The 18,292-nt window shown below is 60.3% G+C and carries 19 protein-coding genes; 14 read left to right on the plus strand and 5 right to left on the minus strand.

Annotation, left to right across the window (positions count from 1 at the left end; translation table 11 throughout):
* Nucleotides 1–44 precede the first annotated feature (44 nt).
* Nucleotides 45–953: a polysaccharide deacetylase family protein gene (locus ACN9MU_RS09895; RefSeq protein ID WP_426170219.1), complete on the minus strand. Its 909-nt coding sequence runs from the start codon at nt 951–953 to the stop codon at nt 45–47.
* The gene (locus ACN9MU_RS09900; protein ID WP_426322039.1) at nt 950–1,939 is read right to left on the minus strand and encodes a proline dehydrogenase family protein; all 990 of its coding nucleotides are present in this window, start codon (nt 1,937–1,939) and stop codon (nt 950–952) included. The genes ACN9MU_RS09895 and ACN9MU_RS09900 overlap by 4 nt, the downstream gene beginning before the upstream one ends.
* Before the next feature lie 60 nt (nt 1,940–1,999).
* Here ACN9MU_RS09900 and ACN9MU_RS09905 point away from each other — a divergent pair, with 60 nt between their 5' ends.
* Nucleotides 2,000–2,620: a LysE family translocator gene (locus ACN9MU_RS09905; protein WP_426170224.1), complete on the plus strand. Its 621-nt coding sequence runs from the start codon at nt 2,000–2,002 to the stop codon at nt 2,618–2,620.
* On the opposite strand, the gene ACN9MU_RS09910 is transcribed toward ACN9MU_RS09905, so the two are convergent.
* Nucleotides 2,617–3,030 (minus strand): glycine zipper 2TM domain-containing protein, encoded by a 414-nt coding sequence (locus ACN9MU_RS09910; protein WP_426322041.1) that lies wholly within the window; start codon nt 3,028–3,030, stop codon nt 2,617–2,619. The genes ACN9MU_RS09905 and ACN9MU_RS09910 overlap by 4 nt on opposite strands.
* A gap of 147 nt (nt 3,031–3,177) precedes the next feature.
* Between ACN9MU_RS09910 and ACN9MU_RS09915 the strand changes: the two genes are divergently transcribed.
* The 3 genes from ACN9MU_RS09915 to ACN9MU_RS09925 are packed head-to-tail and all read left to right on the plus strand — an operon-like array spanning nt 3,178 to nt 6,293.
* Entirely contained in the window at nt 3,178–4,113 is a 936-nt protein-coding gene (locus ACN9MU_RS09915) for a glycosyltransferase (protein ID WP_426322043.1), read from the plus strand.
* A 4-nt stretch (nt 4,114–4,117) separates the two neighbouring features.
* A complete protein-coding gene (locus tag ACN9MU_RS09920; protein WP_426344506.1) occupies nt 4,118–4,501 on the plus strand; it encodes a GtrA family protein in 384 nt (127 codons plus the stop codon).
* A complete protein-coding gene (locus tag ACN9MU_RS09925; RefSeq protein WP_426337228.1) occupies nt 4,494–6,293 on the plus strand; it encodes an ArnT family glycosyltransferase in 1,800 nt (599 codons plus the stop codon). Before ACN9MU_RS09920 ends, ACN9MU_RS09925 begins: the two co-directional genes overlap by 8 nt.
* Here ACN9MU_RS09925 and ACN9MU_RS09930 read toward each other — a convergent pair.
* Nucleotides 6,290–6,706, minus strand: a complete 417-nt coding sequence (locus ACN9MU_RS09930; RefSeq protein ID WP_426344507.1) for a hypothetical protein — start codon at nt 6,704–6,706, stop codon at nt 6,290–6,292. The genes ACN9MU_RS09925 and ACN9MU_RS09930 overlap by 4 nt on opposite strands.
* 186 nt (nt 6,707–6,892) lie before the next feature.
* Between ACN9MU_RS09930 and rpsP the strand changes: the two genes are divergently transcribed.
* The 9 genes from rpsP (at nt 6,893) to ACN9MU_RS09975 (ending at nt 14,597) form a co-directional block, all read left to right on the plus strand.
* Nucleotides 6,893–7,138 (plus strand): 30S ribosomal protein S16, encoded by a 246-nt coding sequence (rpsP, locus tag ACN9MU_RS09935; protein ID WP_057261569.1) that lies wholly within the window; start codon nt 6,893–6,895, stop codon nt 7,136–7,138.
* A 15-nt stretch (nt 7,139–7,153) separates the two neighbouring features.
* Nucleotides 7,154–7,696: a ribosome maturation factor RimM gene (gene rimM / locus ACN9MU_RS09940; RefSeq protein WP_426170238.1), complete on the plus strand. Its 543-nt coding sequence runs from the start codon at nt 7,154–7,156 to the stop codon at nt 7,694–7,696.
* Between the two features lie 14 nt (nt 7,697–7,710).
* The gene (trmD, locus tag ACN9MU_RS09945) at nt 7,711–8,457 is read left to right on the plus strand and encodes a tRNA (guanosine(37)-N1)-methyltransferase TrmD (protein ID WP_426322051.1); all 747 of its coding nucleotides are present in this window, start codon (nt 7,711–7,713) and stop codon (nt 8,455–8,457) included.
* A 105-nt stretch (nt 8,458–8,562) separates the two neighbouring features.
* Nucleotides 8,563–8,943, plus strand: a complete 381-nt coding sequence (gene rplS, locus ACN9MU_RS09950) for a 50S ribosomal protein L19 (RefSeq protein WP_426170243.1) — start codon at nt 8,563–8,565, stop codon at nt 8,941–8,943.
* A gap of 74 nt (nt 8,944–9,017) precedes the next feature.
* Nucleotides 9,018–9,680 (plus strand): CoA pyrophosphatase, encoded by a 663-nt coding sequence (locus ACN9MU_RS09955; protein ID WP_426322054.1) that lies wholly within the window; start codon nt 9,018–9,020, stop codon nt 9,678–9,680.
* Between the two features lie 44 nt (nt 9,681–9,724).
* Nucleotides 9,725–10,684, plus strand: coding sequence for a CobD/CbiB family protein (locus tag ACN9MU_RS09960; protein WP_426322056.1), 960 nt, complete (start codon nt 9,725–9,727; stop codon nt 10,682–10,684).
* 82 nt (nt 10,685–10,766) lie between these two features.
* Nucleotides 10,767–11,072, plus strand: a complete 306-nt coding sequence (locus ACN9MU_RS09965) for a DUF3579 domain-containing protein (protein ID WP_055936782.1) — start codon at nt 10,767–10,769, stop codon at nt 11,070–11,072.
* 40 nt (nt 11,073–11,112) lie between these two features.
* A complete protein-coding gene (locus tag ACN9MU_RS09970; RefSeq protein WP_426344508.1) occupies nt 11,113–13,806 on the plus strand; it encodes a M16 family metallopeptidase in 2,694 nt (897 codons plus the stop codon).
* Nucleotides 13,803–14,597, plus strand: coding sequence for a hypothetical protein (locus ACN9MU_RS09975; protein WP_426344509.1), 795 nt, complete (start codon nt 13,803–13,805; stop codon nt 14,595–14,597). Before ACN9MU_RS09970 ends, ACN9MU_RS09975 begins: the two co-directional genes overlap by 4 nt.
* Nucleotides 14,598–14,600: 3 nt before the next feature.
* Here ACN9MU_RS09975 and ACN9MU_RS09980 read toward each other — a convergent pair whose 3' ends face one another.
* Entirely contained in the window at nt 14,601–15,341 is a 741-nt protein-coding gene (locus tag ACN9MU_RS09980; RefSeq protein WP_426322060.1) for a GntR family transcriptional regulator, read from the minus strand.
* A gap of 280 nt (nt 15,342–15,621) precedes the next feature.
* Here ACN9MU_RS09980 and ACN9MU_RS09985 point away from each other — a divergent pair, with 280 nt between their 5' ends.
* Nucleotides 15,622–18,270, plus strand: a complete 2,649-nt coding sequence (locus tag ACN9MU_RS09985; protein ID WP_426170258.1) for a TonB-dependent receptor — start codon at nt 15,622–15,624, stop codon at nt 18,268–18,270.
* The last annotated feature ends 22 nt before the right edge of the window (nt 18,271–18,292 follow it).

Consider the following 18,292-nt stretch of genomic DNA (forward strand, 5'->3'; position numbering starts at 1 on the left):
TTTGGCGACAACCGAAAAACAGACGACTATTTTTATGCCGGGCGTTACAGTCCTTTCTTTGCCAGTTCGGCGATTTCGTAATCGCCGTCATCGACCAGGCGCTCCCCTCCAGGCGTCAAACCCAATCCCAGGGTGCGCCCCAGCGACAGCAACTGGCTCTGTCCTGCGGCCTTGCGCACCGGCTCCAGCATGTAGACCGGATCGGCAAACGCTTCCGCCGGCGTGATGATCTTCCAGCCCATTTCCTTGAACTGTGCCAGCACGTCGTCCAGCCACAGCGCGTTGAGCAGGTTGTGGTGCAGCAGCAGGACTTGCGAAATATCGCGCCCCTGCAGTTGCTGCGACAGCTCGCGGTAAGCCAGCGCGCGTTGCCTGACGTGGGTCAGGTAAGCGGTCCGGATAGCGCTGATGTCGGCATTTGGATCCTTCTTCAGTACTTGCTCCAGCTTTTCGTTAAGGCGCCAATCGCTGGTGTCCAGGCTCACGCGAGCGTTGCGGTAACCATGGTCGCGCAGGAAGGTGCGCATGCCGTCGATCTTTTCAGGCGTGTTCCCCTCGCGCAGGTAAGTGAAGCGCAGCCATTTCTGGTAGCCGGGCTGGGTGCTGATCAAGCGGTCGCATTCCATCACCTGGCGCTGGTACTCGGCCAGTGGGATTCTTTCCAGGTCCGGATGGGTCACGGTGTGATTGCCGATGGCATGGCCCGCCTTGCTCCAGGCTTGCAGCAGCGGCAGGCCTTGCGGCGTGTTGGCGCCGAAGCCGGAGGTGACGAACAGCGCGGCCTGCACGCGGTGCTTGGCCAGCGCATCCAGAATGGCCTGGTTGCGTTCCGGGGCCGACATGCGGGGCGTGCTGCCTGCGTTCGGACCATCATCGATCGTGATGGCTACCGATTGCGCTTGCGCTGCGCTGGCAGCGGCCAGTGCAGCGGCGGCGAGAAGGCGGCGCATCATACGGCACCCAATGCGTCAATGACGGCCTGGTAGACGCGTACGGGTTCCTCAGAGATGCGGTTCAATACGTACAGGAAGTACTCCTTTCCAAAAACTGCGTATTCACGCGTCGGAAATCCGGCGTCGCGCAGGTGGGCGATGTTCTGCTCGCCCAAGCCTATCAGGGATTCGAATTCATAGGGGCCTGCGGCGATGCCTTCTGCGCGGATCATCGCCGTCAGCTCATCCTGGATCGCCCGGTCATGCGTGGCAATCGAACATTTGTGGCCGCTGCGCAGCAACAGTGCGGCATAGCGGCGATAGGCCGATGCCAGTTCGGGACTATTGCGGGGATAAGCAATTTCCACCGGTTCGAACATCGCGCCTTTGACCAGGCGGATGCGGCCGGGATGGCGCAGCAGCGCGGGGAGATCGTTGGCGGTGCGATGCAGCTTGGCCGGTACCGTGATGCCGACGTTCGACAGGCCATCCTTTTCGTGCAGGCGGCCGTAGATCTCGTAAATGCCGGACGTGCGGTCCGAGGCCTCCATCGAGATCATCACTTCCTGCCCGATTTCACTGGCGGCGCGCGCGATGCGGCGCGCGTTCTGGTAGCCCAGTTCGGGATCGACCAGCGAGCCGACGTGGGACAAGTCGAAGGAGATCGAGCAATCAAGACGCTGCTCGCCGATGGCCTGGACCAGCTGCAAGAAGACGCCAGTCTCCGCATTGGCGAAGGCTTCGTTACGCACGCTCTCGCCCATGTATTCGGCGGAAGCGCGGTGCCCGTTCTGGTTGATCATGGCAGCGCGCACGATCGCGTCCGACACGGTGCTGCCGGCAACGTAGCGCTGCGACACGCGGTCCATGTAAGGGCGCAGCAGCGGGTCTTCGAGGAATCGGGCCTTGGCATCTTCATTGACGGCCAGTTCGCGCAAGGCGCTGGCCGCCCGGTCGACCAGGGGTTGCCACTGGGGCGGGAAATGCGGCGTGGTATTGTCTGTCACAGTGTCTCCTTGCGCGTTTGGACGTTGTATATTAGCTAAAATTTCAATATGGAGCCGGCCATGGATGCTTCAACCCTCATGCTGTTCGTGCCTGCCTGTTTTGCGCTGAACATGGCGCCGGGGCCGAACAACCTGCTATCGGTCAGCAATGCCACGCGCTATGGCTTTCGGCGCTCCTGCCTGGCTGGTGCCGGGCGACTGGTGGCATTTGCGGGAATGATCGCCTTGGCATCGGCAGGGCTGGCAGCGGTGCTGCATACTTCGGAGCTGCTGTTCTACGGGATCAAGACCGTCGGCGCGATCTACTTGTTATACCTGGCCTGGCAATTGTGGCGCGCGCAGCCGGGCGTGCAGGTGGACAACGCTGCGTCGGCGCCAGGCTGGTGGCAGTTGGCGCGGCAGGAGTTTTTTGTCGCATCGGGCAATCCGAAAGCGATCCTGATCTTCACGGCGTTCTTGCCGCAGTTCGTCGATCCCGCCGGGCCGGTAGGCGCACAGTTCTTTGTGCTCGGGGTGTTGTTCCTGCTGCTGGAAGTGGTGGCGCTGGCAGCTTACGCCTGGATGGGCGCACGCCTGCAGAGGTGGTTTGCGCAACCGCGCGGGAAGAGGGTATTCAACCGGATTTGCGCCGGCCTGCTGGCCGGCGCGGGGATGGGCTTACTGCTGTCGCGAAGGACTTAGATGCGGTTCAGGCCGCCGTGCTCGCGCTTGACGTGGTCGCCGTTACGCAGGTTTGGATCGTTCTTCAGGACGACGGTGCCGACCTTGCCGGTTTCGTAGCGGACAGTCACGTGCCATTCCTTGACCTTGTTCATCTTGCCTTCGATCTTCTTGCCAGCGTAAGCGCCGCCTGCAGCGCCAGCAACGGTGGCCAGGGTCTTGCCGGTGCCGCCGCCAACCTGGTGGCCCAGCAGGCCGCCAGCAATACCGCCGGCAACGATGCCGGCTGCGCTGCCTTCGCCGTCTTTTTCGATCATTTTCACTGCGGTCACAGTGCCGCAATCAGCGCAAACAGCGCGCTTTGGCTGTGCGTAAGCGCCAGTCACCGTTACGGCCAGGATGGCTGGCAAGAGGAATTTAATTACTTTCATATGGGTTCTCCAAAAGCGTTGTGGTGTTGGTGAGTATAGGCCATTAGTTTCCTTCTGGAATGCTAATTTGTGACAAGGCGTTGCAGAGGGTGATATGTAAGAACGGCTATAATCGCGGATTGTTAATGCCTTAATTGATTTTTTACTATGATTGGCCAGTCATCCGCGCGCGTCGCAATTTTGGTGCCTTGTTACAATGAGGCGCTTACCATCGAAGCCATCGTGCACGATTTTCGCGCTAGTTTGCCGCAAGCGACAATCTACGTCTTCGACAATAATTCAACCGACGGCACCGCCGAGATTGCCCGTCGTGCAGGAGCCAGCGTGCGCCTGGTACCGCATCAGGGCAAGGGCAGCGTTGTACGCCGCATGTTCGCCGATATCGAGGCTGATGCCTACATTATGGTGGACGGTGACGACACTTATGATGCCGCGATTGCCCCACAATTGGTCGCTAAGCTGTTTGATGAAGGCCTGGACATGGTGGTTGGGAATCGTGTCACCGAGGAACAGGCTGCCTATCGCCTAGGACACCGCTTCGGTAACAACCTGCTGACCGGCTGTGTGTCCATGTTGTTCGGACGTACCTTTACCGACATCCTGTCCGGTTATCGCGTGTTTTCTCGCCGCTACGTAAAATCGTTTGCCGCCCATTCCACTGGTTTCGAAATCGAGACCGAGCTGACGGTGCATGCCCTCGAGTTGCGCATGCCGGTGGCAGAGGTCGAGACCGTATACAAGGCTCGGCCAGAGGGCTCCTTCAGCAAACTCAATACCTACCGGGACGGATGGCGCATCTTGATGACCATCTTGCGCCTGTTTAAGTCGGAGCGCCCGTTGGCATTCTTTGGCATCGGTTTTATGGCTTGCTTCCTGCTTTCGGTCGGCTTGGCCGTGCCACTACTAAGCGTCTATTGGGATACTGGGTTGGTACCGCGACAGCCTACCGCCGTATTGTGCTCGGCCATCATGCTGTTTGGCGTGGTGCTGCTGGTCTGCGGCATTGTCCTTGATGCAGTGACCAAGGCGCGTATTGAACAAAAGCGCTTTGCTTACCTGGCTTACCCGGCCCATGGAAACTAAGGGCGTGAGCCAGTTCCTGCGCTTTGGCATCAATGGAGTTGCCGGTGCGGGGGCCGACATGGGCGCTTTGTACCTGGCGCTGGCGTTGGGTTCGGGGCCGTACCTGGGGCGCCTGCTGTCTTTTCTGTTTGCGGTTTGGGTCACCTGGCGGCTGAACCGGCGGTTTACTTTCCGTGCCACGGCATCGGTCTGGCGTGAATGGTGGCGCTATTTGACGGTCATGCTTGGCGGCGGCGTGATCAACCTGGGCACCTATATGGTGCTGTTGCAGTTTTTGCCTGAAGCGCGCTGGGCACCAGCCGTTGGCGTGGTGGCTGGCTCGCTGGCCGGCATGACTTTCAACTTCATTTCCGCAAAATATTTCGTATTTCGTGAGCTCCATGATTAATAAACTCGTCTACACGCTATCGCATTATTTCGCCTTACTGATCTTCCTGGGGGCATGCTGGGGAGTTGGCCGCGCCATGCTTCGCCGCTGGGCGTCGGAGGTAATCCAGCAGGAACCCGAAGAAGCCCTGCTATGGCATGCCATTGCAGCCACGCTCGGCATGGGACTGTACATATGCGTACTGCAATGGCTGGCTATCGCCGGACAGTTGCGCATGATTCCACTGGTATTAGTGCTGGTGCTCGGCCTCGGTCTATGCCTGGCTGAATGGCGTGCGCTGCAGGGCCGCTGGTGGGCCGCCATGGTTCCGCAATGGCGTGAAGCAAACTGGCCTGCGCGCGGCACCGCCTTGCTGATTGCCTTGATGGTTTTCCCGACCCTCGTCGCTCCTTTGTGTCCGCCAATAGTATGGGATGAGGTGATGTACCACCTGCCGCACGCTCAGGAATGGGCTCGGAGCGGCAGGCTGACTGTCAATGACTGGCTGCGATATCCGTGGTTTCCCTATAATGCAAACCTGCTGTTTGCCGGAGCCATGATCGCCTATGACGATGTGATGACCCACCTGATCAGCGCACTGATGGCGTGGCTTACCACCGTTTTGGTATATGTCACCGGCAAACGTTACGCTGGCCAAGGTGTCGCCAGCATCGCCACCCTTATCTACCTGTATTTGACGCGCAGCCTGTACGATAACGCGATGGTCGATGCCGCCGTCACGCTATTCATTTTTGCGGGCTGCCTGGTCTTCTATCGTTGGCAGCAGCAACCTCAGCGGCGCGCATTGCTGGCGATGGCTTGCTTCTTGTTGGGCGTTGCCGTCGGCATCAAGTACCAGGCGTTGCAGTTACTCCCCGTGCCGGCGATCGTTTTGTTGGTGCGGACACGTTCCCCGCGAGACTGGCTCATCGCGGCGGTCGCGCTGCTCCTGCCTTGCGCATACTGGTACGCCCGGAATTATGTGCTGACCGGTGACCCAGTCAATCCAATCGGTGGCAAGCTATTTGGTTTTAGCGATTGGAACCTGGGGGATTTCCAGCATCAATTCGAAGATCTCAAACGCAACGAGGGGTGGCCGGTGTGGTTTATCTGGCCAGCATTGTTGGCGCCTGTGATCGCGAGCGTGCGCCGCTTGCCAGGCGTGCGTGCCGGAAGCATGCTGGCGGCTCTCAGCATTACGTTGTGGTTGCTGAGCTCGCATTACCCGCGCTACCTGATGCCGCTCTATCCTGTCCTGGCACTGTTGGCGGCGGCAGTCTGGTACTGGCTTTTTGTCGCCGTATGGAAGCTGCTGGCCCGTGGGGAAACGTCGAAGCTGCAAAGCAAGGCGGTCGCAGTTTGTGTCGCCTTGGGGCTCCTGGCCGTTCTGCCAGGTGCACTTAAAACCGTACACAGGACCTGGAAGCTTGTTTCGCCGACAACTGCTGCCCGCGAGGCGGTTTTGCAGCAGAGGATTACCGGCTATCCAATGCTGGTCTATCTGCGCGAGCATCCGATGGGCCGTACCTACCAGTTTGGTCTGGAGGACTCAATCTATTACGCTCCACCGCGAACGGGCGGTGACCATTTTGGCCCGGGGCGCTATCGCGATCACGCCGATCTGCCTCCTGCTGACCTGGCCAAAGCCTTGCGTCGTTCCGGTTATGCCAGCCTGTTGATCCATACGGTGCGTTGGCCGGGCATCGAGACCAAGCCGGGATTCGCGCAGTTCTTCACGCTGGTACATCGGGACGGCCCGGTTTCCTTGTACCGGATTGCAGAACCTGCGCCGAGCGCCGCGCCGGCCAATTAACCGTAGATGCCGCCGGTGTAGAGCAGGTCGAACAGGCGGGCGATGGCGGCGATCAGGCCGAAGGCGCCAAACATCAGGGCGGCGACCAGCACGATCGCCAGCGGCCAGCGCGAGCTGGTTTGCCTGGCGCTGCCAGCGTTGAAGGTGGCGTCCCACTTCTCGTCGGGCATCAGGCCCAGCACGAGGGCTTCGAGGACGCCGGCCAGGATCGACAGGATCAACGGCAGCAGCAGGAAGTAGGGATCGGCTTTCGGCCATAATGCAAACACGGCTGCGACGCCGAGCAGGCTGGCGGCGTGCAGCCAGCCCCATTTGTCAGCCAGGCCGCGCAGGTAGAAGCGGTGCAGGCCGATGCCGCCGGCAACAGCGGCGAGCAGGGTGGCGAATGTTTTGTTCTTGTGTAAAACAGACATGATTGCAGCCGAGAAGTCCGAAAAACCGGCAGTATCGCACAACAAAGCTGTTGCCGACGAGGCCAGTTCAGGGGATAATCCCGGATTGTCCAATTCCCCACCAATTTGATTAATCTTGCCGGTTGGAGTTAAAGCGCGCTATAATTTGCGGCTTTTTCCGACTCAGCACACTTTTTTGGAATTATTATGGTCGTTATTCGTTTAGCTCGTGGTGGCGCCAAGAAGCGTCCTTTCTACAACATCGTTGCAACCGATTCCCGCAATCGTCGTGACGGCCGTTTCGTAGAGCGTATCGGCTTCTTCAACCCAATGGCTACCGGCCAAGCAGAAACCTTCCGCGTTGCTGCTGACCGTCTGGCTTACTGGCAAGGCGTTGGCGCTCAGCTGTCCCCAGCTGTTGCCAAGCTGGTTGCTGGCCAGAAGGCTGCTTAATAGTAGCTTCAAGTTTTGAGCAGCAAGACCGCATCTGGGGCGCAAGCCCCGGCTGACCTGGTTCAGGTTGGCTTTGTTTCTGGTGCCTACGGCATCACCGGCGGGGTCCGTGTCCGACCCTTCTCCACCGAAGCAGATGCGCTGCTGCATGCCACCACCTGGTGGCTCGACAAGCCAAGCCTGCGTGACGTTGAAGTCAAGCGGGCTAAGCTGCATGGTGGCGACGTGGTCACCACGATCGTCGGGATGACGGACCGTAACGAAGCAGAAGCGCTGAAGGGTGCATCGGTGTTCGTGTCGCGCGCCGATTTCCCGCAGCTGGAAGACGATGAATACTACTGGGGCGACCTGATCGGCCTGGCAGTTCAGAATCAACAAGGCGAGAGCCTTGGCACGGTCGCGGACATGATGAGCAACGGACCTCAGTCCATCCTGCGCGTCGAGTACGAGGCCGAAGGTAAGGCGCAAGAGCGCCTGATCCCGTTTGTAAGCCAGTTTGTTATCAAGGTGGACAAGGACGCGAAGCAGATCATCGTGGACTGGGGCCTGGATTACTAATCCGGAACCGCACAATGCAATTCGACGTCATTACCCTGTTCCCTGAGATGTTCGCTGCCTTGACGCAGTCCGGCGTGACCCGCCGCGCGTTCGAGCAGAAGCGCTGGGGCCTGTCGCTGTGGAATCCGCGCGATTTCACCACCGACAACCACCGTACCGTGGATGACCGCCCGTATGGCGGTGGCCCGGGGATGGTGATGCTGGCCAAGCCGCTGGAGCAGACCATCGCGGCCGCGAAGCAGCGCCAGGTGGTTTCCGGCCTGCCGGCGCCGCGCGTGGTGTACATGTCGCCGCAAGGCAAGCAGCTGACCCACGAACGCGTGATGCAGCTGAAGCAGGAACCCGGCCTCGTGATCCTGTGCGGCCGTTACGAAGCGGTGGACCAGCGTTTGCTGGACCGCTGCGTCGATGAAGAAATCAGCCTCGGCGATTTTGTGCTGTCCGGCGGCGAGCTGCCTGCCATGGCCCTGATGGATGCCGTGGTGCGCCAGCTGCCAGGCGTGCTGAATACCGATGCCTCCGCAGTCGAAGACTCCTTCGTCAACGGCTTGCTGGATTCGCCGCACTATACGCGGCCAGAAGTTTACGAAGGCGAGGCCGTGCCGCCCGTGCTGTTGGGCGGTAACCACGCCGAGATCGAGAAGTGGCGCCGCGAGCGCATGCTGGAGGCGACGGCGCGCAAGCGTCCCGACCTGCTGGTAAAGGCCCGCGAAGCCGGCCTGCTCTCGAAGAAGGACGAAAAGTTTTTGACGGGTTTATAAAAACCCGTTGTAGTACCGTGGCAGGCATGTTGCCTGCCGTGTTTCAACCCCATCCTCTACCGGGCATCTTTTTGGCGCCGGCAAGATGGTAATAGGAGTTTTAAAATGAACCTGATCCAGCAACTGGAACAAGAAGAAATCGCTCGCCTGGGCAAGAACATCCCTGAGTTCGCCCCTGGCGATACCGTGGTTGTCAACGTGAACGTAGTCGAAGGCACCCGCAAGCGCGCCCAGGCTTACGAAGGCGTTGTTATCGCCCGTCGTAACCGTGGCCTGAACTCGAACTTCATCGTTCGTAAAATCTCGTCCGGCGAAGGCGTTGAGCGTACCTTCCAGCTGTACTCCCCACTGATCGCTTCGATCGAAGTGAAGCGTCGTGGTGACGTTCGCCGCGCCAAGTTGTACTACCTGCGTGAGCGTTCGGGCAAGTCCGCACGTATCAAGGAAAAACTGCCAAACCGCAAAGTTGCGGCAACCGCAGCGTAATCCATACCCCGGTATCGGATTCGGAAAGGACGCCTTCGGGCGTCCTTTTTTTTCAGCTTGGTACAATGCCGCCTATGCCAAAAACACCTTTCGACCCGACTCAGCTACCGATTGAAGCGATTGCCGGCGAAGCCGCGGTGCTGCTGGAGCATCTTGCGCCGGATTGGCTGCGCCAGCGTTTTGCGCAGCCGCCGGAATGGACGCCCGAACCATCCGAGCCGCCGCTTGGCCTGCATCGCGGCGAGCCGACACCGGCTTCCGTGCTGGTGCCCTTGGTGCTGCGCGAGGACGGCGTCTACCTGCTGCTGACGATGCGCACGGCGCATTTGAACGATCATGCAGGGCAGGTGGCGTTTCCCGGCGGCCGTGCCGAGCCTGCCGATGCGGATGCGATCGACACGGCGCTGCGCGAAACCGAGGAGGAGATTGGCCTGGATCGCCGCCATATCGACGTGATCGGCACGCTGCCCTTGTATTACACCGGCACCGGCTATGCCGTGACCCCGGTGGTGGGGCTGGTGACGCCGCCGTTCGAACTGAAGGCCGATCCGTTCGAGGTGGCGGAGATCTTCGAGGTGCCGTTCCAGTTCCTGATGGATGGCGCCAACCACCAGCGCCTGGCGGCCGAACTTCCGAATGGCTGCCGCACTTTTTACGCAATGCCATACCAGAACTATTTTATCTGGGGCGCAACGGCTGGCATGCTGCGCAACCTGTTTCATTTCTTGCGCGCATAAGCTATCGTAGCGGGCATTGTGGTACTGCTAATCAAAGGATTTAGATGACTTTTCTCTCCATTCTCGTGGCCTTGCTGTTTGAGCAACTGAAGCCCCTGCGAGCGGACAACCCGATCTGGGCTGAATTCAAGCGCCTGGCCGTACGCATGGAGCAGTGGTTCAATGCCGGGCATGCGAGCCACGGCCGCATGGGCTGGTTCCTGCTGGTTGGCGCGCTGACGCTGCCGGCCGGCCTGGTGTACTGGCTGTTGCTGCGCTATAACCTGATACTGGCTGCCTTTGCCTGGAATGTGCTGATTGTTTACCTGACACTGGGTTTTCGCCATTACAGCCATTACTTCACGTCGATCCAGCTCGCGCTGAACGCGGGCGACGAGAGCCAGGCGCGTGCGCTGCTCGCAGAGTGGTGCAAGATCGACACCGTCGGCATGGAGCTGACCGAGATTTCCCGCATCGCCGTGGAAAAAGCGCTGGTCACTACCCACCGCAATGTATTCGGCGTGTTCTTCTGGTTCCTGATGCCGCTCGGTCCTTGCGGCGCCATCCTGTACCGCGTATCGGAATACCTGGCGCGCGCCTGGAACGAGCCGGAACACATGCGCCAGGAAGCTTTCGGCATCTTTGCCGCCAAGGCCTTCTACTGGATCGACTGGGTCCCGGCGCGCCTGACTGCCGTCGCTTTCGCCGTGGTCGGCAATTTTGAAGACGCGATCTACGCCTGGCGCAATTTCGCCCACCGCTGGAAGGATGAGGCGATCGGCATCATCCTGTCGGCCGGCGGCGGCGCCATGGGGGTGCGCCTCGGTACCCCGAATGAAAATGCGGCCAAGATCATCCCGTCCGATGCGGCGACCGTGGATATCAGCGACATGGAAGTGGACCAGCTGCCGGGCGACGAGCCGGGCGTGCGCGCCCTGCAAAGCACGGTCGGCCTGGTATGGCGCGCCTTGTTGCTGTGGATGATGCTGCTGCTGTTGCTGTCCGGAGCGGTGTGGCTCGGCTAAAATGACCTGAACCCGGAGCCCCGTTCAAGTCTTCTATAAGATATAATACTGGGGTTCCTTACAGCAACCGGGTTTCAGGTATATGGCCAGCGAGTTCTTCATTCTTGGGCTTACGACCGACGGCAAACAATTCCGTCCAAGCGACTGGGCGGAACGACTGGCCGGCGTGCTGGCGTGCTTCCGCCCGGAAGGCTCTGGCGGCCGCCACGCCCACCTGCAGTTCTCGCCTTACGTCACGCCGACCGTCGTCAATGGCATCAAGGCCGTCGTCGTCAACGAAGGCCTGCGCGAAATCCAGCCGATGGCTTATAACTTCGTTAAGGAATTCGCCAAGGATAACAAGCTGCAGGTCGTCGAGGCTTGTCTGATACCTGACGAAAAAGCTTAAGTGTCGTAGGATAGGGTTTTGCCAACATGAGCAGAACCCCATGCAAATCAAATACGTCGCAGCGCTGCTGCTGACCGCTTCTTCAGCTTTCGCCCAGACCTTGCCCGCCGGTGTCGCCAAAGGCCCTTCGGTCGAAGGCATCACCGAATACCGCCTGCCCAACGGGCTCAAAGTCCTGCTGTTCCCCGATGCATCGAAACCGACGGTGACCGTCAACGTTACCTACCTGGTCGGCTCGCGCCATGAGAACTATGGCGAGACCGGCATGGCGCACTTGCTGGAGCACCTGATGTTCAAGGGCGCGCCTAACCATCGCAATATCCCGCAGCAGTTCTCCGAACGCGGCATGGAATTCAACGGCACCACTTCGCTGGACCGCACCAACTACTACGAAGTATTCCAGGCCAGCCCGGAAAACCTGAAGTGGGCGCTGGACATGGAAGCCGAGCGCATGACCAAATCCTTCATCGCCAAGAAGGACCTGGATTCGGAAATGACCGTGGTGCGCAACGAGTACGAGAGCGGCGAGAACAGCCCGTTCGAAGTGCTGTACAAGCGCCTGGAAAGCATTGCTTACGACTGGCATAGCTACGGTCGTTCCACCATCGGCAACCGCAGCGATATCGAGAACGTCAAGATCGAGAACCTGCAAGCCTTCTATCGCACCTACTACCAGCCGGACAACGCGGTGCTGCTGGTGGCAGGCAAGTTCGATCCTTCGCAAACGCTGGCCTGGATCAGCAAGACTTTCGGCGCGATCCCGAAGCCGAAGCGCAAGCTGCCGCAATTCTGGACCGTGGAGCCTACCCAGGACGGCGAGCGCCAGTACGCAGTGCACCGTAAGGGCGACGTGCAGATCGTCCTGGTGGGCTACAAGATTCCATCGGGCCTGCATAACGACGCCGATCCGCTGGCCTTCATGGGCCAGGTGCTGGGCGACACGCCAAACGGCCGCCTGCACAAGCAGCTGGTCGAAACCGGCAAGGCGGCACAGGTGTTTGCAATGACCCAGCCCGGCATTGCGCCAAGCCTGCAAGTGTTCGGCGCCGTGGTGAAGATGGGCCAGCCGATCGGGCCGGTGCGCGATGAGCTCATTGCTGCAGTGGAGGGCTTTGCCAAGGCGCCGCCGACCGAAGAGGAAATGGAGCGCACGCGCCGCGAATACAGCAACGCGATTGAAAAGGCGCTGAACAATCCGCAGCAGGTGGGCGTGGCCCTGAGCGACCATATTGCTCTGGGAGATTGGCGGCTGCTGTTCCAGGGCCGCGACGGACTCGCGTCCATCACTTCGGCGCAGGTCGCAGAAGCGGCAGGGCGCTACATGAAGCGCGATAACCGCACTGTCGGTACCTTCGTTCCAGACGACGCGCCTCAGCGCGCGGAAATCGGCGCGGCGCCGACGGCGGCCGAACTGCTCAAGGACTACAAGGGCAAGGCTAGCGCACTGACGTCCGAGAATTTCGATCCGAGCCAGGACAACATCATGGCGCGCACGGAGCTCAAGGAAATCGGCAATCTGAAACTGGCGCTGCTGCCGAAGAAGAATCGCGGCGAGACCGTGGCGGTGGACATGCGACTCCATTGGGGCGACGAAAAGAACCAGTTCGGCAAGCAGATGCTGTCGGCGGCAGCGGACCAGATGCTGGCGCGCGGCACCAGCAAATATTCGCGTGCGCAACTGGCCGATGCGATGTCGAAGCTGAAGATGAGCGGTTCGCTGTACCACTTTGAAACGACGCGCGAGCACCTGCTTGCCGCGCTGCGCCTGGTGGCGCATGTGCTGAAAGACGCTTCATTCCCCGAGACGGAGTTCGAGCAGATGCGCCAGCAATGGATCGTCGGCATCGAGGCTTCGCGCAACGACCCGCAGGCGATGGCCGGCAGGAAGCTGGCCGAATACTTCGACCATTGGCCGAAGGGCGATCCGCGCAGCGTGATGACGCTCGACGAACAGATCGAGGCGGTCAAGGCGATGAAGCTGGCCGATGTGAAGGCTTACCACGCCGAGTTCTACGGCACCTCGCGCGGCGAGCTGTCGGTGGTAGGGGATTTCGACAAGGCCGAACTGGTCAAGGTGGCGAGCGAGGAACTGGCGGGCTGGCAAAGCAAGGCCGCTTACGCGCCGATCCTGGACAAGCATGTCGAGAAGGCGCCGACCCGCATCACGCTGGATGCACCGGACAAGGAAAACGGCATGTTCGCGGCGCGCATCAACATCCCGCTGCGCACGGATGACCCGGACTACGCCGCACTGGAGGTGGCGAACTACATCTTCGGCAATGGCGGCCTGAAGTCGCGCCTGATGGACCGGATTCGCCAGAAGGAAGGCTTGTCCTACGGCGGCGGCTCGTCCCTCGATGCGGGCGACCGCGACGATGCGGGCGGCTTGACCATTGAAGCGATCGCAGCGCCGCAGAACATGGTCAAGCTGGAAGCTGCCGTTCGCCAGGAACTGGAGCGCGCCGTGAAGAGCGGCTTCACCGCTGCCGAAGTGGCAGGCGCCAAATCGGGCCTGATGCAGCAGCGCGTGCAGAACCGTTCGAAGGATGACGTGGTGGCTGGCGCCTGGTCGCACTTCCGCTACCTGGATCGCACTTTCGTGTGGAGCAAGGAGTATGAGGCGAAGCTGAAGGTGTTGACTGCGGAGCAGGTGAGCGCGGCCTTCCGCAAGCATATCGATCCTGCCAAGCTGTCGGTGGTGATCGCCAGCGACGCATCGAAAGCCAAGCGATGAAAAGGGCGCTTGCATTGATACTGGCGCTGGCGGCGGGCACTGCGCTGGCCGCTCCTTCGAACCAGTTGTACCTGATTAAGCCGGACGGAAACGCTGCGCCGCTTGCGCGCATCGTTTCCGGCGGTTTCGAGTCCCTGAGCCTGGGCGACGACGAAACGGGCAAGCCGCCGCGCTCACTGCATGTCTATCTCGGCGCCCGGCATGCGGGCAAGGTTAAGGTCGGGGCGGCAGCAAGCCCTGACGACAGCGGCTGCAGCGTTGGCGAAAGCCTGGCCCTCGCGCCACTGGCCGGCAGTGAGGTGCCGGGCAGCGGCCTGGCCACATCGCGGCCATTGACCTTGCGGCCGGCACGTCCTGAAATTGCCTTGACGCCGACAGACCTGCGAGGGCTTTCCCAGCTTGCCAGTGCGTGGATGGAAAAGCACGGCGTCAAGCGCAAAGATCGTATTGCCGCATTAAAGACACTGGAGGCGAACGACGCCGGCCAGGCCGTGGCGGTATCGATCAACTACGACAATATCGATGCGAACCAGATGGTGACCCTGTTCTTCCTGGCTGAAAAGCGGGCGGGCGGGGAATTTTCAATGGTGTATGAAGACTCTTACGTCGGTCCTCATGGCGAGGCGGAAAAGGCGAACAAGAAGTACCTGGAACACCTGGACCTTGATGCGGATGGCGTGGATGAAGTCGTGATTTCCGGCAGCGCTTATGAGTCCTGGTTCTACAGCATACTGAAACGGCAGGGCGGCAAATGGGTGGCGGTTCACTCCCAGGACGGCGGCGGTTGCTGAGCATCAGGGCGTGCTGAGCTCCGCCACGAAATCGTACATATCGCCGCGGAAGATCGAGCGGCAGAATTCCACTGCGCGGCCATCGCGCAGGAAGCCAAGGCGTTCGACGGCCAGGCCGGCGTCGCCTTCCTTGGCCTGCAGCAGCTTGGCCTGTTCGCCTGTCAGCAACAGGGCGGACAGGCGCTGCAGCGCGCGTACCGGCCTGTGGCCCGCCGCTTCCAGCGCCTCGTACATCGACACATCCACTGATTCCAGCGACGGCAGCGCATCGGCAACGATGGTCGCGTACTCGACGCACATCGGCACTTCGTCCGCAAAGCGGATGCGGTGATAGCGGTAGACCGGTGCGCCCGGGCTAAGCCGCAGGCGCAGGGCCTCTTCCGGCGTTACCGTGCCTTCCGATTTCTTCAGCCACACGCTGCGCGGGGTACGGCCGCGCGAACGCATATCCTCCGAGAAGGACGTCAGCTTGGCGAAGTTCTTTTCAATGCGGGTGTTGATGAAATTGCCGGAACCTGGCCGCCGCACGAGCAAGCCTTCTTCCACCAGGCCGTCGATGGCCTTGCGTACTGTGATGCGGGAGATATTCAGGTCGGCCGCCAGCACACGTTCGGCCGGCAGGGCCTCGTCGGGGCCGAACACATGCAGGTTGATCGCTTCACGCAAGGCGCGTTGCAGAAGCTGGTAAAGCGGCTGGCTACTGGTCTGCACCAGGTCTTGCATGATCTGCGCGAGCGATGCCATTTAGTCTCCCTTTGTGTGCGGCTGATAATACCAAAAAAAGACCTTATGACCAGCGGTATGCTGCCACCTGCATCCGGCTCCCTCCTTGGATAGCGCTAACAGCAGGGCTTTCTGGCCAAAGTGGTATGTCTTTTCAGTACAACATATGAAAAAAATATGCAAATTGGTAGTGTTCTGGTATTCAATCGGGGTATATTGGCGTCCAATTGGTTTGAACGTGGTTTTAGAAACTGGTAACAACAGACCGGGCTTTGAGACAGCCCATACTTAGGGGGAGTAAATGAACCGCAATATGACACCGATCGCGACTGCAGTCGCCATCCTGACCGCCACCACCGGCATGGCGCAAGCACAGCAGGCTGCTCCGGCCGAGCAGAACGTCGTGATCGTGACCGGCGTGCGTGCCGCACTGGCACAATCGATCAACCAGAAGCGCAACGCCGACTCGCTGGTTGAAGTGATTACCGCTGAAGACGTGGGCAAGATGCCGGACAAGAGCGTGGCCGACTCGCTGCAGCGCGTGCCGGGCGTATCGGTTGCCACGGCCGGCGGTTCGGAAGGCGGCTTCGGCGAGAACGACCGCGTCAGCCTGAAGGGCACTCCCTCCAACCTGGCGCTGACCACCCTGAATGGCCACACCGTGTCGAGCGGCGACTGGTACATCTCCAACATCACCAATGGTGGCCGCTCCGTCAGCTACTCGATGTTCCCATCGGAGCTGATCGGCCGCGTGACCGTGCACAAATCTTCGCAGGCCAACCTGATCGAAGGCGGCGCATCCGGCAACGTCGACATTGAAACCCGCAAGCCTCTGAGCTTCAAGGATCCGCTGACCCTGATGGGCGCCGTGACCGGCGTGTACAGCGAAGGCTCCAAGAAGACCGATGCGCAGTTCAGCGCTCTGGGCAACTGGAAAAATGAACAGAACAACGTGGGCGTGCTGGTCCAGCTGTTCGATGAAAAGCGTACCCTGCGCCGCATCGGCCAGGAATTCCTGTGGTGGGACAAGCTGAGCGCAGGCTATGCGCCGCAGTGGGTGGCCGCCAATCCTGAAGTGGAAGGCAAATACATCTCCCTGCTGACCGGTACCGCCATGTTCAACCAGGAGCGCGAGCGCAAGGGCGGCATGATCGACGTGCAGGTCAAGGTCAACAAGGAATTCGACTTCGACATCAACGGCTTCTACACCCGCCTGGATGCGGACAATATCAACGCCAACTTCATGCTGGCGCCATACCAGCCGCTGACCAACAACTGGTCCGGCGTGGGCGGCGTGATTCCTTCCAAGTGGACCGTCACCGGCGACACCATCACTTCGATCACCTTCCCAAGCACCTGCCCGGTGGCAGACTGCTCGAAGATGGGGCCATCGGTGCAAGACATCATTGCCCGTCCAGGCTCCTATAGCGATTCGAAATTTGTCAACTTCGACTTCAACTACCGTCCTACCCAGGACCTGAAATTCAAGGGCCAGATCGGCACCACCCGCGGTACCGGCTATGCCCGCGACTACGGCTACGAAGCCTGGCTGGCTTATTCGGGCAGCAGCCTGACCACCCATGGCCTGGATTCGCCAGCCACCGTGACCGTGGATAACGCAGGCACCTTCAACCCGCGTACCGGCGCCGACTTCTTCGGCGGCTGGGCTTCCGACGTGACCGCGAAAGACAAGGAAACCTACGGCCAGATCGACGGCCAGTACAAGACCCAGTGGAATGGCGTGCCAACCCTGCATTTCGGCGTGCGTAACGCGAACCATGAGCGTTCGCTGACCTGGCTGGGAGGCACAGTTGCTGCCGCCGGTTCGCAGCTGGCCAACCGTCCTACCGGCTTGACCAGCTTCCCGAGCAGCCCTCTGCCTAACTTGCTGAGCAATGCGTGGACCTTCGATGCCGAGTCGATGAAGGCCTGGGGCGACAAGTATGTCAGCTTCGCCAACCACGCCTATCAGAGCGAATTCCTGATCAAGGAAAAGGCCACGGCAGCCTACGTGATGGGTGACCTGGAGTTCGGCAACTTCGGCGGTAACGTCGGCGTGCGCTTCGTGAAGACCAAGATCGACGTCGACAACGGTTCGCCGAACAATGTGTGGAACCCGACCCACAGCTCCAACACCTATAACGACTTCCTGCCAAGCATCAACCTGTACACCAACCTGACGCCGGACCTGAAACTGCGCGGTGCCGCCAGCCGTACCCTGGCTCGTCCAGACTTCGGTTCGCTGGGTGCACTGAGCCTGAACGACCTGACCTTCTCCGGTTCCGGCGGCAACCCGAACCTGCGCCCGATCATGTCGAACAACGTCGATGTGGGCCTGGAATGGTACTTCATGCCGAAGTCCCTGCTGGGCATGAACATCTACAACATGAACATGGGTTCTTACGTGACCTTCGGTTCCTCGAAGGCTGACTTCTTCAACCAGTCGGTTGGCAAGATCACCACCTACAACATGAGCTCCGCAGTGAACACCAAGGCCCGTGTACGTGGCGTGGAACTGCAGTATGTACAGGACCTGGGCAACGGTTTCGGCCTGAACGCGAACTACACCTATGCCGACGGCAAGGAAACCGCCGCAGCGCCGAAATCGGCCTGTGCCGACCTGGGTGACTGCAGCATGATCGGCACTTCGAAGAACTCCTATAACCTGGGCGTGTTCTACGAGACCAGCAAGTTCAGCGCGCGCATCAACTACAGCTACCGTTCGGCTTTCCTGAATGGCCTGGACCGCAACAGCGCAATCTACCAGGATGACGTAGGCACCCTGTCCGCAGCCCTGAACTACAACCTGACCGACAACATCACGCTGTCGTTGGAAGGCAAGGACTTGAACGATCCGACCCTGAAGTCCTACGCAACGTCCCGTGACCAGCCACGCGCGTTCTACAAGAACGGCAAGCAGATCTTCTTCGGCGTGCGCGGCAAGATGTAAATGATCCCGATGTGAGAGTGTT

Origin of the sequence: Pseudoduganella sp. R-32, assembly GCF_049913245.1 — a bacterium.
Taxonomy (GTDB): Bacteria; Pseudomonadota; Gammaproteobacteria; order Burkholderiales; family Burkholderiaceae_D; genus Rugamonas.

What these genes read in the sequence shown, in the direction of transcription:
- ACN9MU_RS09895 (WP_426170219.1), bottom strand. Translation starts at nt 953, where the DNA reads ATGATGCGCCGCCTTCTCGCCGCCGCTGCACTGGCCGCTGCCAGCGCA.
- ACN9MU_RS09905 (WP_426170224.1), top strand. Translation starts at nt 2,000, where the DNA reads ATGGATGCTTCAACCCTCATGCTGTTCGTGCCTGCCTGTTTTGCGCTG.
- ACN9MU_RS09910 (WP_426322041.1), bottom strand. Translation starts at nt 3,030, where the DNA reads ATGAAAGTAATTAAATTCCTCTTGCCAGCCATCCTGGCCGTAACGGTG.
- ACN9MU_RS09915 (WP_426322043.1), top strand. Translation starts at nt 3,178, where the DNA reads ATGATTGGCCAGTCATCCGCGCGCGTCGCAATTTTGGTGCCTTGTTAC.
- ACN9MU_RS09925 (WP_426337228.1), top strand. Translation starts at nt 4,494, where the DNA reads ATGATTAATAAACTCGTCTACACGCTATCGCATTATTTCGCCTTACTG.
- ACN9MU_RS09930 (WP_426344507.1), bottom strand. Translation starts at nt 6,706, where the DNA reads ATGTCTGTTTTACACAAGAACAAAACATTCGCCACCCTGCTCGCCGCT.
- rpsP (WP_057261569.1), top strand. Translation starts at nt 6,893, where the DNA reads ATGGTCGTTATTCGTTTAGCTCGTGGTGGCGCCAAGAAGCGTCCTTTC.
- trmD (WP_426322051.1), top strand. Translation starts at nt 7,711, where the DNA reads ATGCAATTCGACGTCATTACCCTGTTCCCTGAGATGTTCGCTGCCTTG.
- rplS (WP_426170243.1), top strand. Translation starts at nt 8,563, where the DNA reads ATGAACCTGATCCAGCAACTGGAACAAGAAGAAATCGCTCGCCTGGGC.
- ACN9MU_RS09955 (WP_426322054.1), top strand. Translation starts at nt 9,018, where the DNA reads ATGCCAAAAACACCTTTCGACCCGACTCAGCTACCGATTGAAGCGATT.
- ACN9MU_RS09960 (WP_426322056.1), top strand. Translation starts at nt 9,725, where the DNA reads ATGACTTTTCTCTCCATTCTCGTGGCCTTGCTGTTTGAGCAACTGAAG.
- ACN9MU_RS09965 (WP_055936782.1), top strand. Translation starts at nt 10,767, where the DNA reads ATGGCCAGCGAGTTCTTCATTCTTGGGCTTACGACCGACGGCAAACAA.
- ACN9MU_RS09970 (WP_426344508.1), top strand. Translation starts at nt 11,113, where the DNA reads ATGCAAATCAAATACGTCGCAGCGCTGCTGCTGACCGCTTCTTCAGCT.
- ACN9MU_RS09975 (WP_426344509.1), top strand. Translation starts at nt 13,803, where the DNA reads ATGAAAAGGGCGCTTGCATTGATACTGGCGCTGGCGGCGGGCACTGCG.
- ACN9MU_RS09980 (WP_426322060.1), bottom strand. Translation starts at nt 15,341, where the DNA reads ATGGCATCGCTCGCGCAGATCATGCAAGACCTGGTGCAGACCAGTAGC.
- ACN9MU_RS09985 (WP_426170258.1), top strand. Translation starts at nt 15,622, where the DNA reads ATGAACCGCAATATGACACCGATCGCGACTGCAGTCGCCATCCTGACC.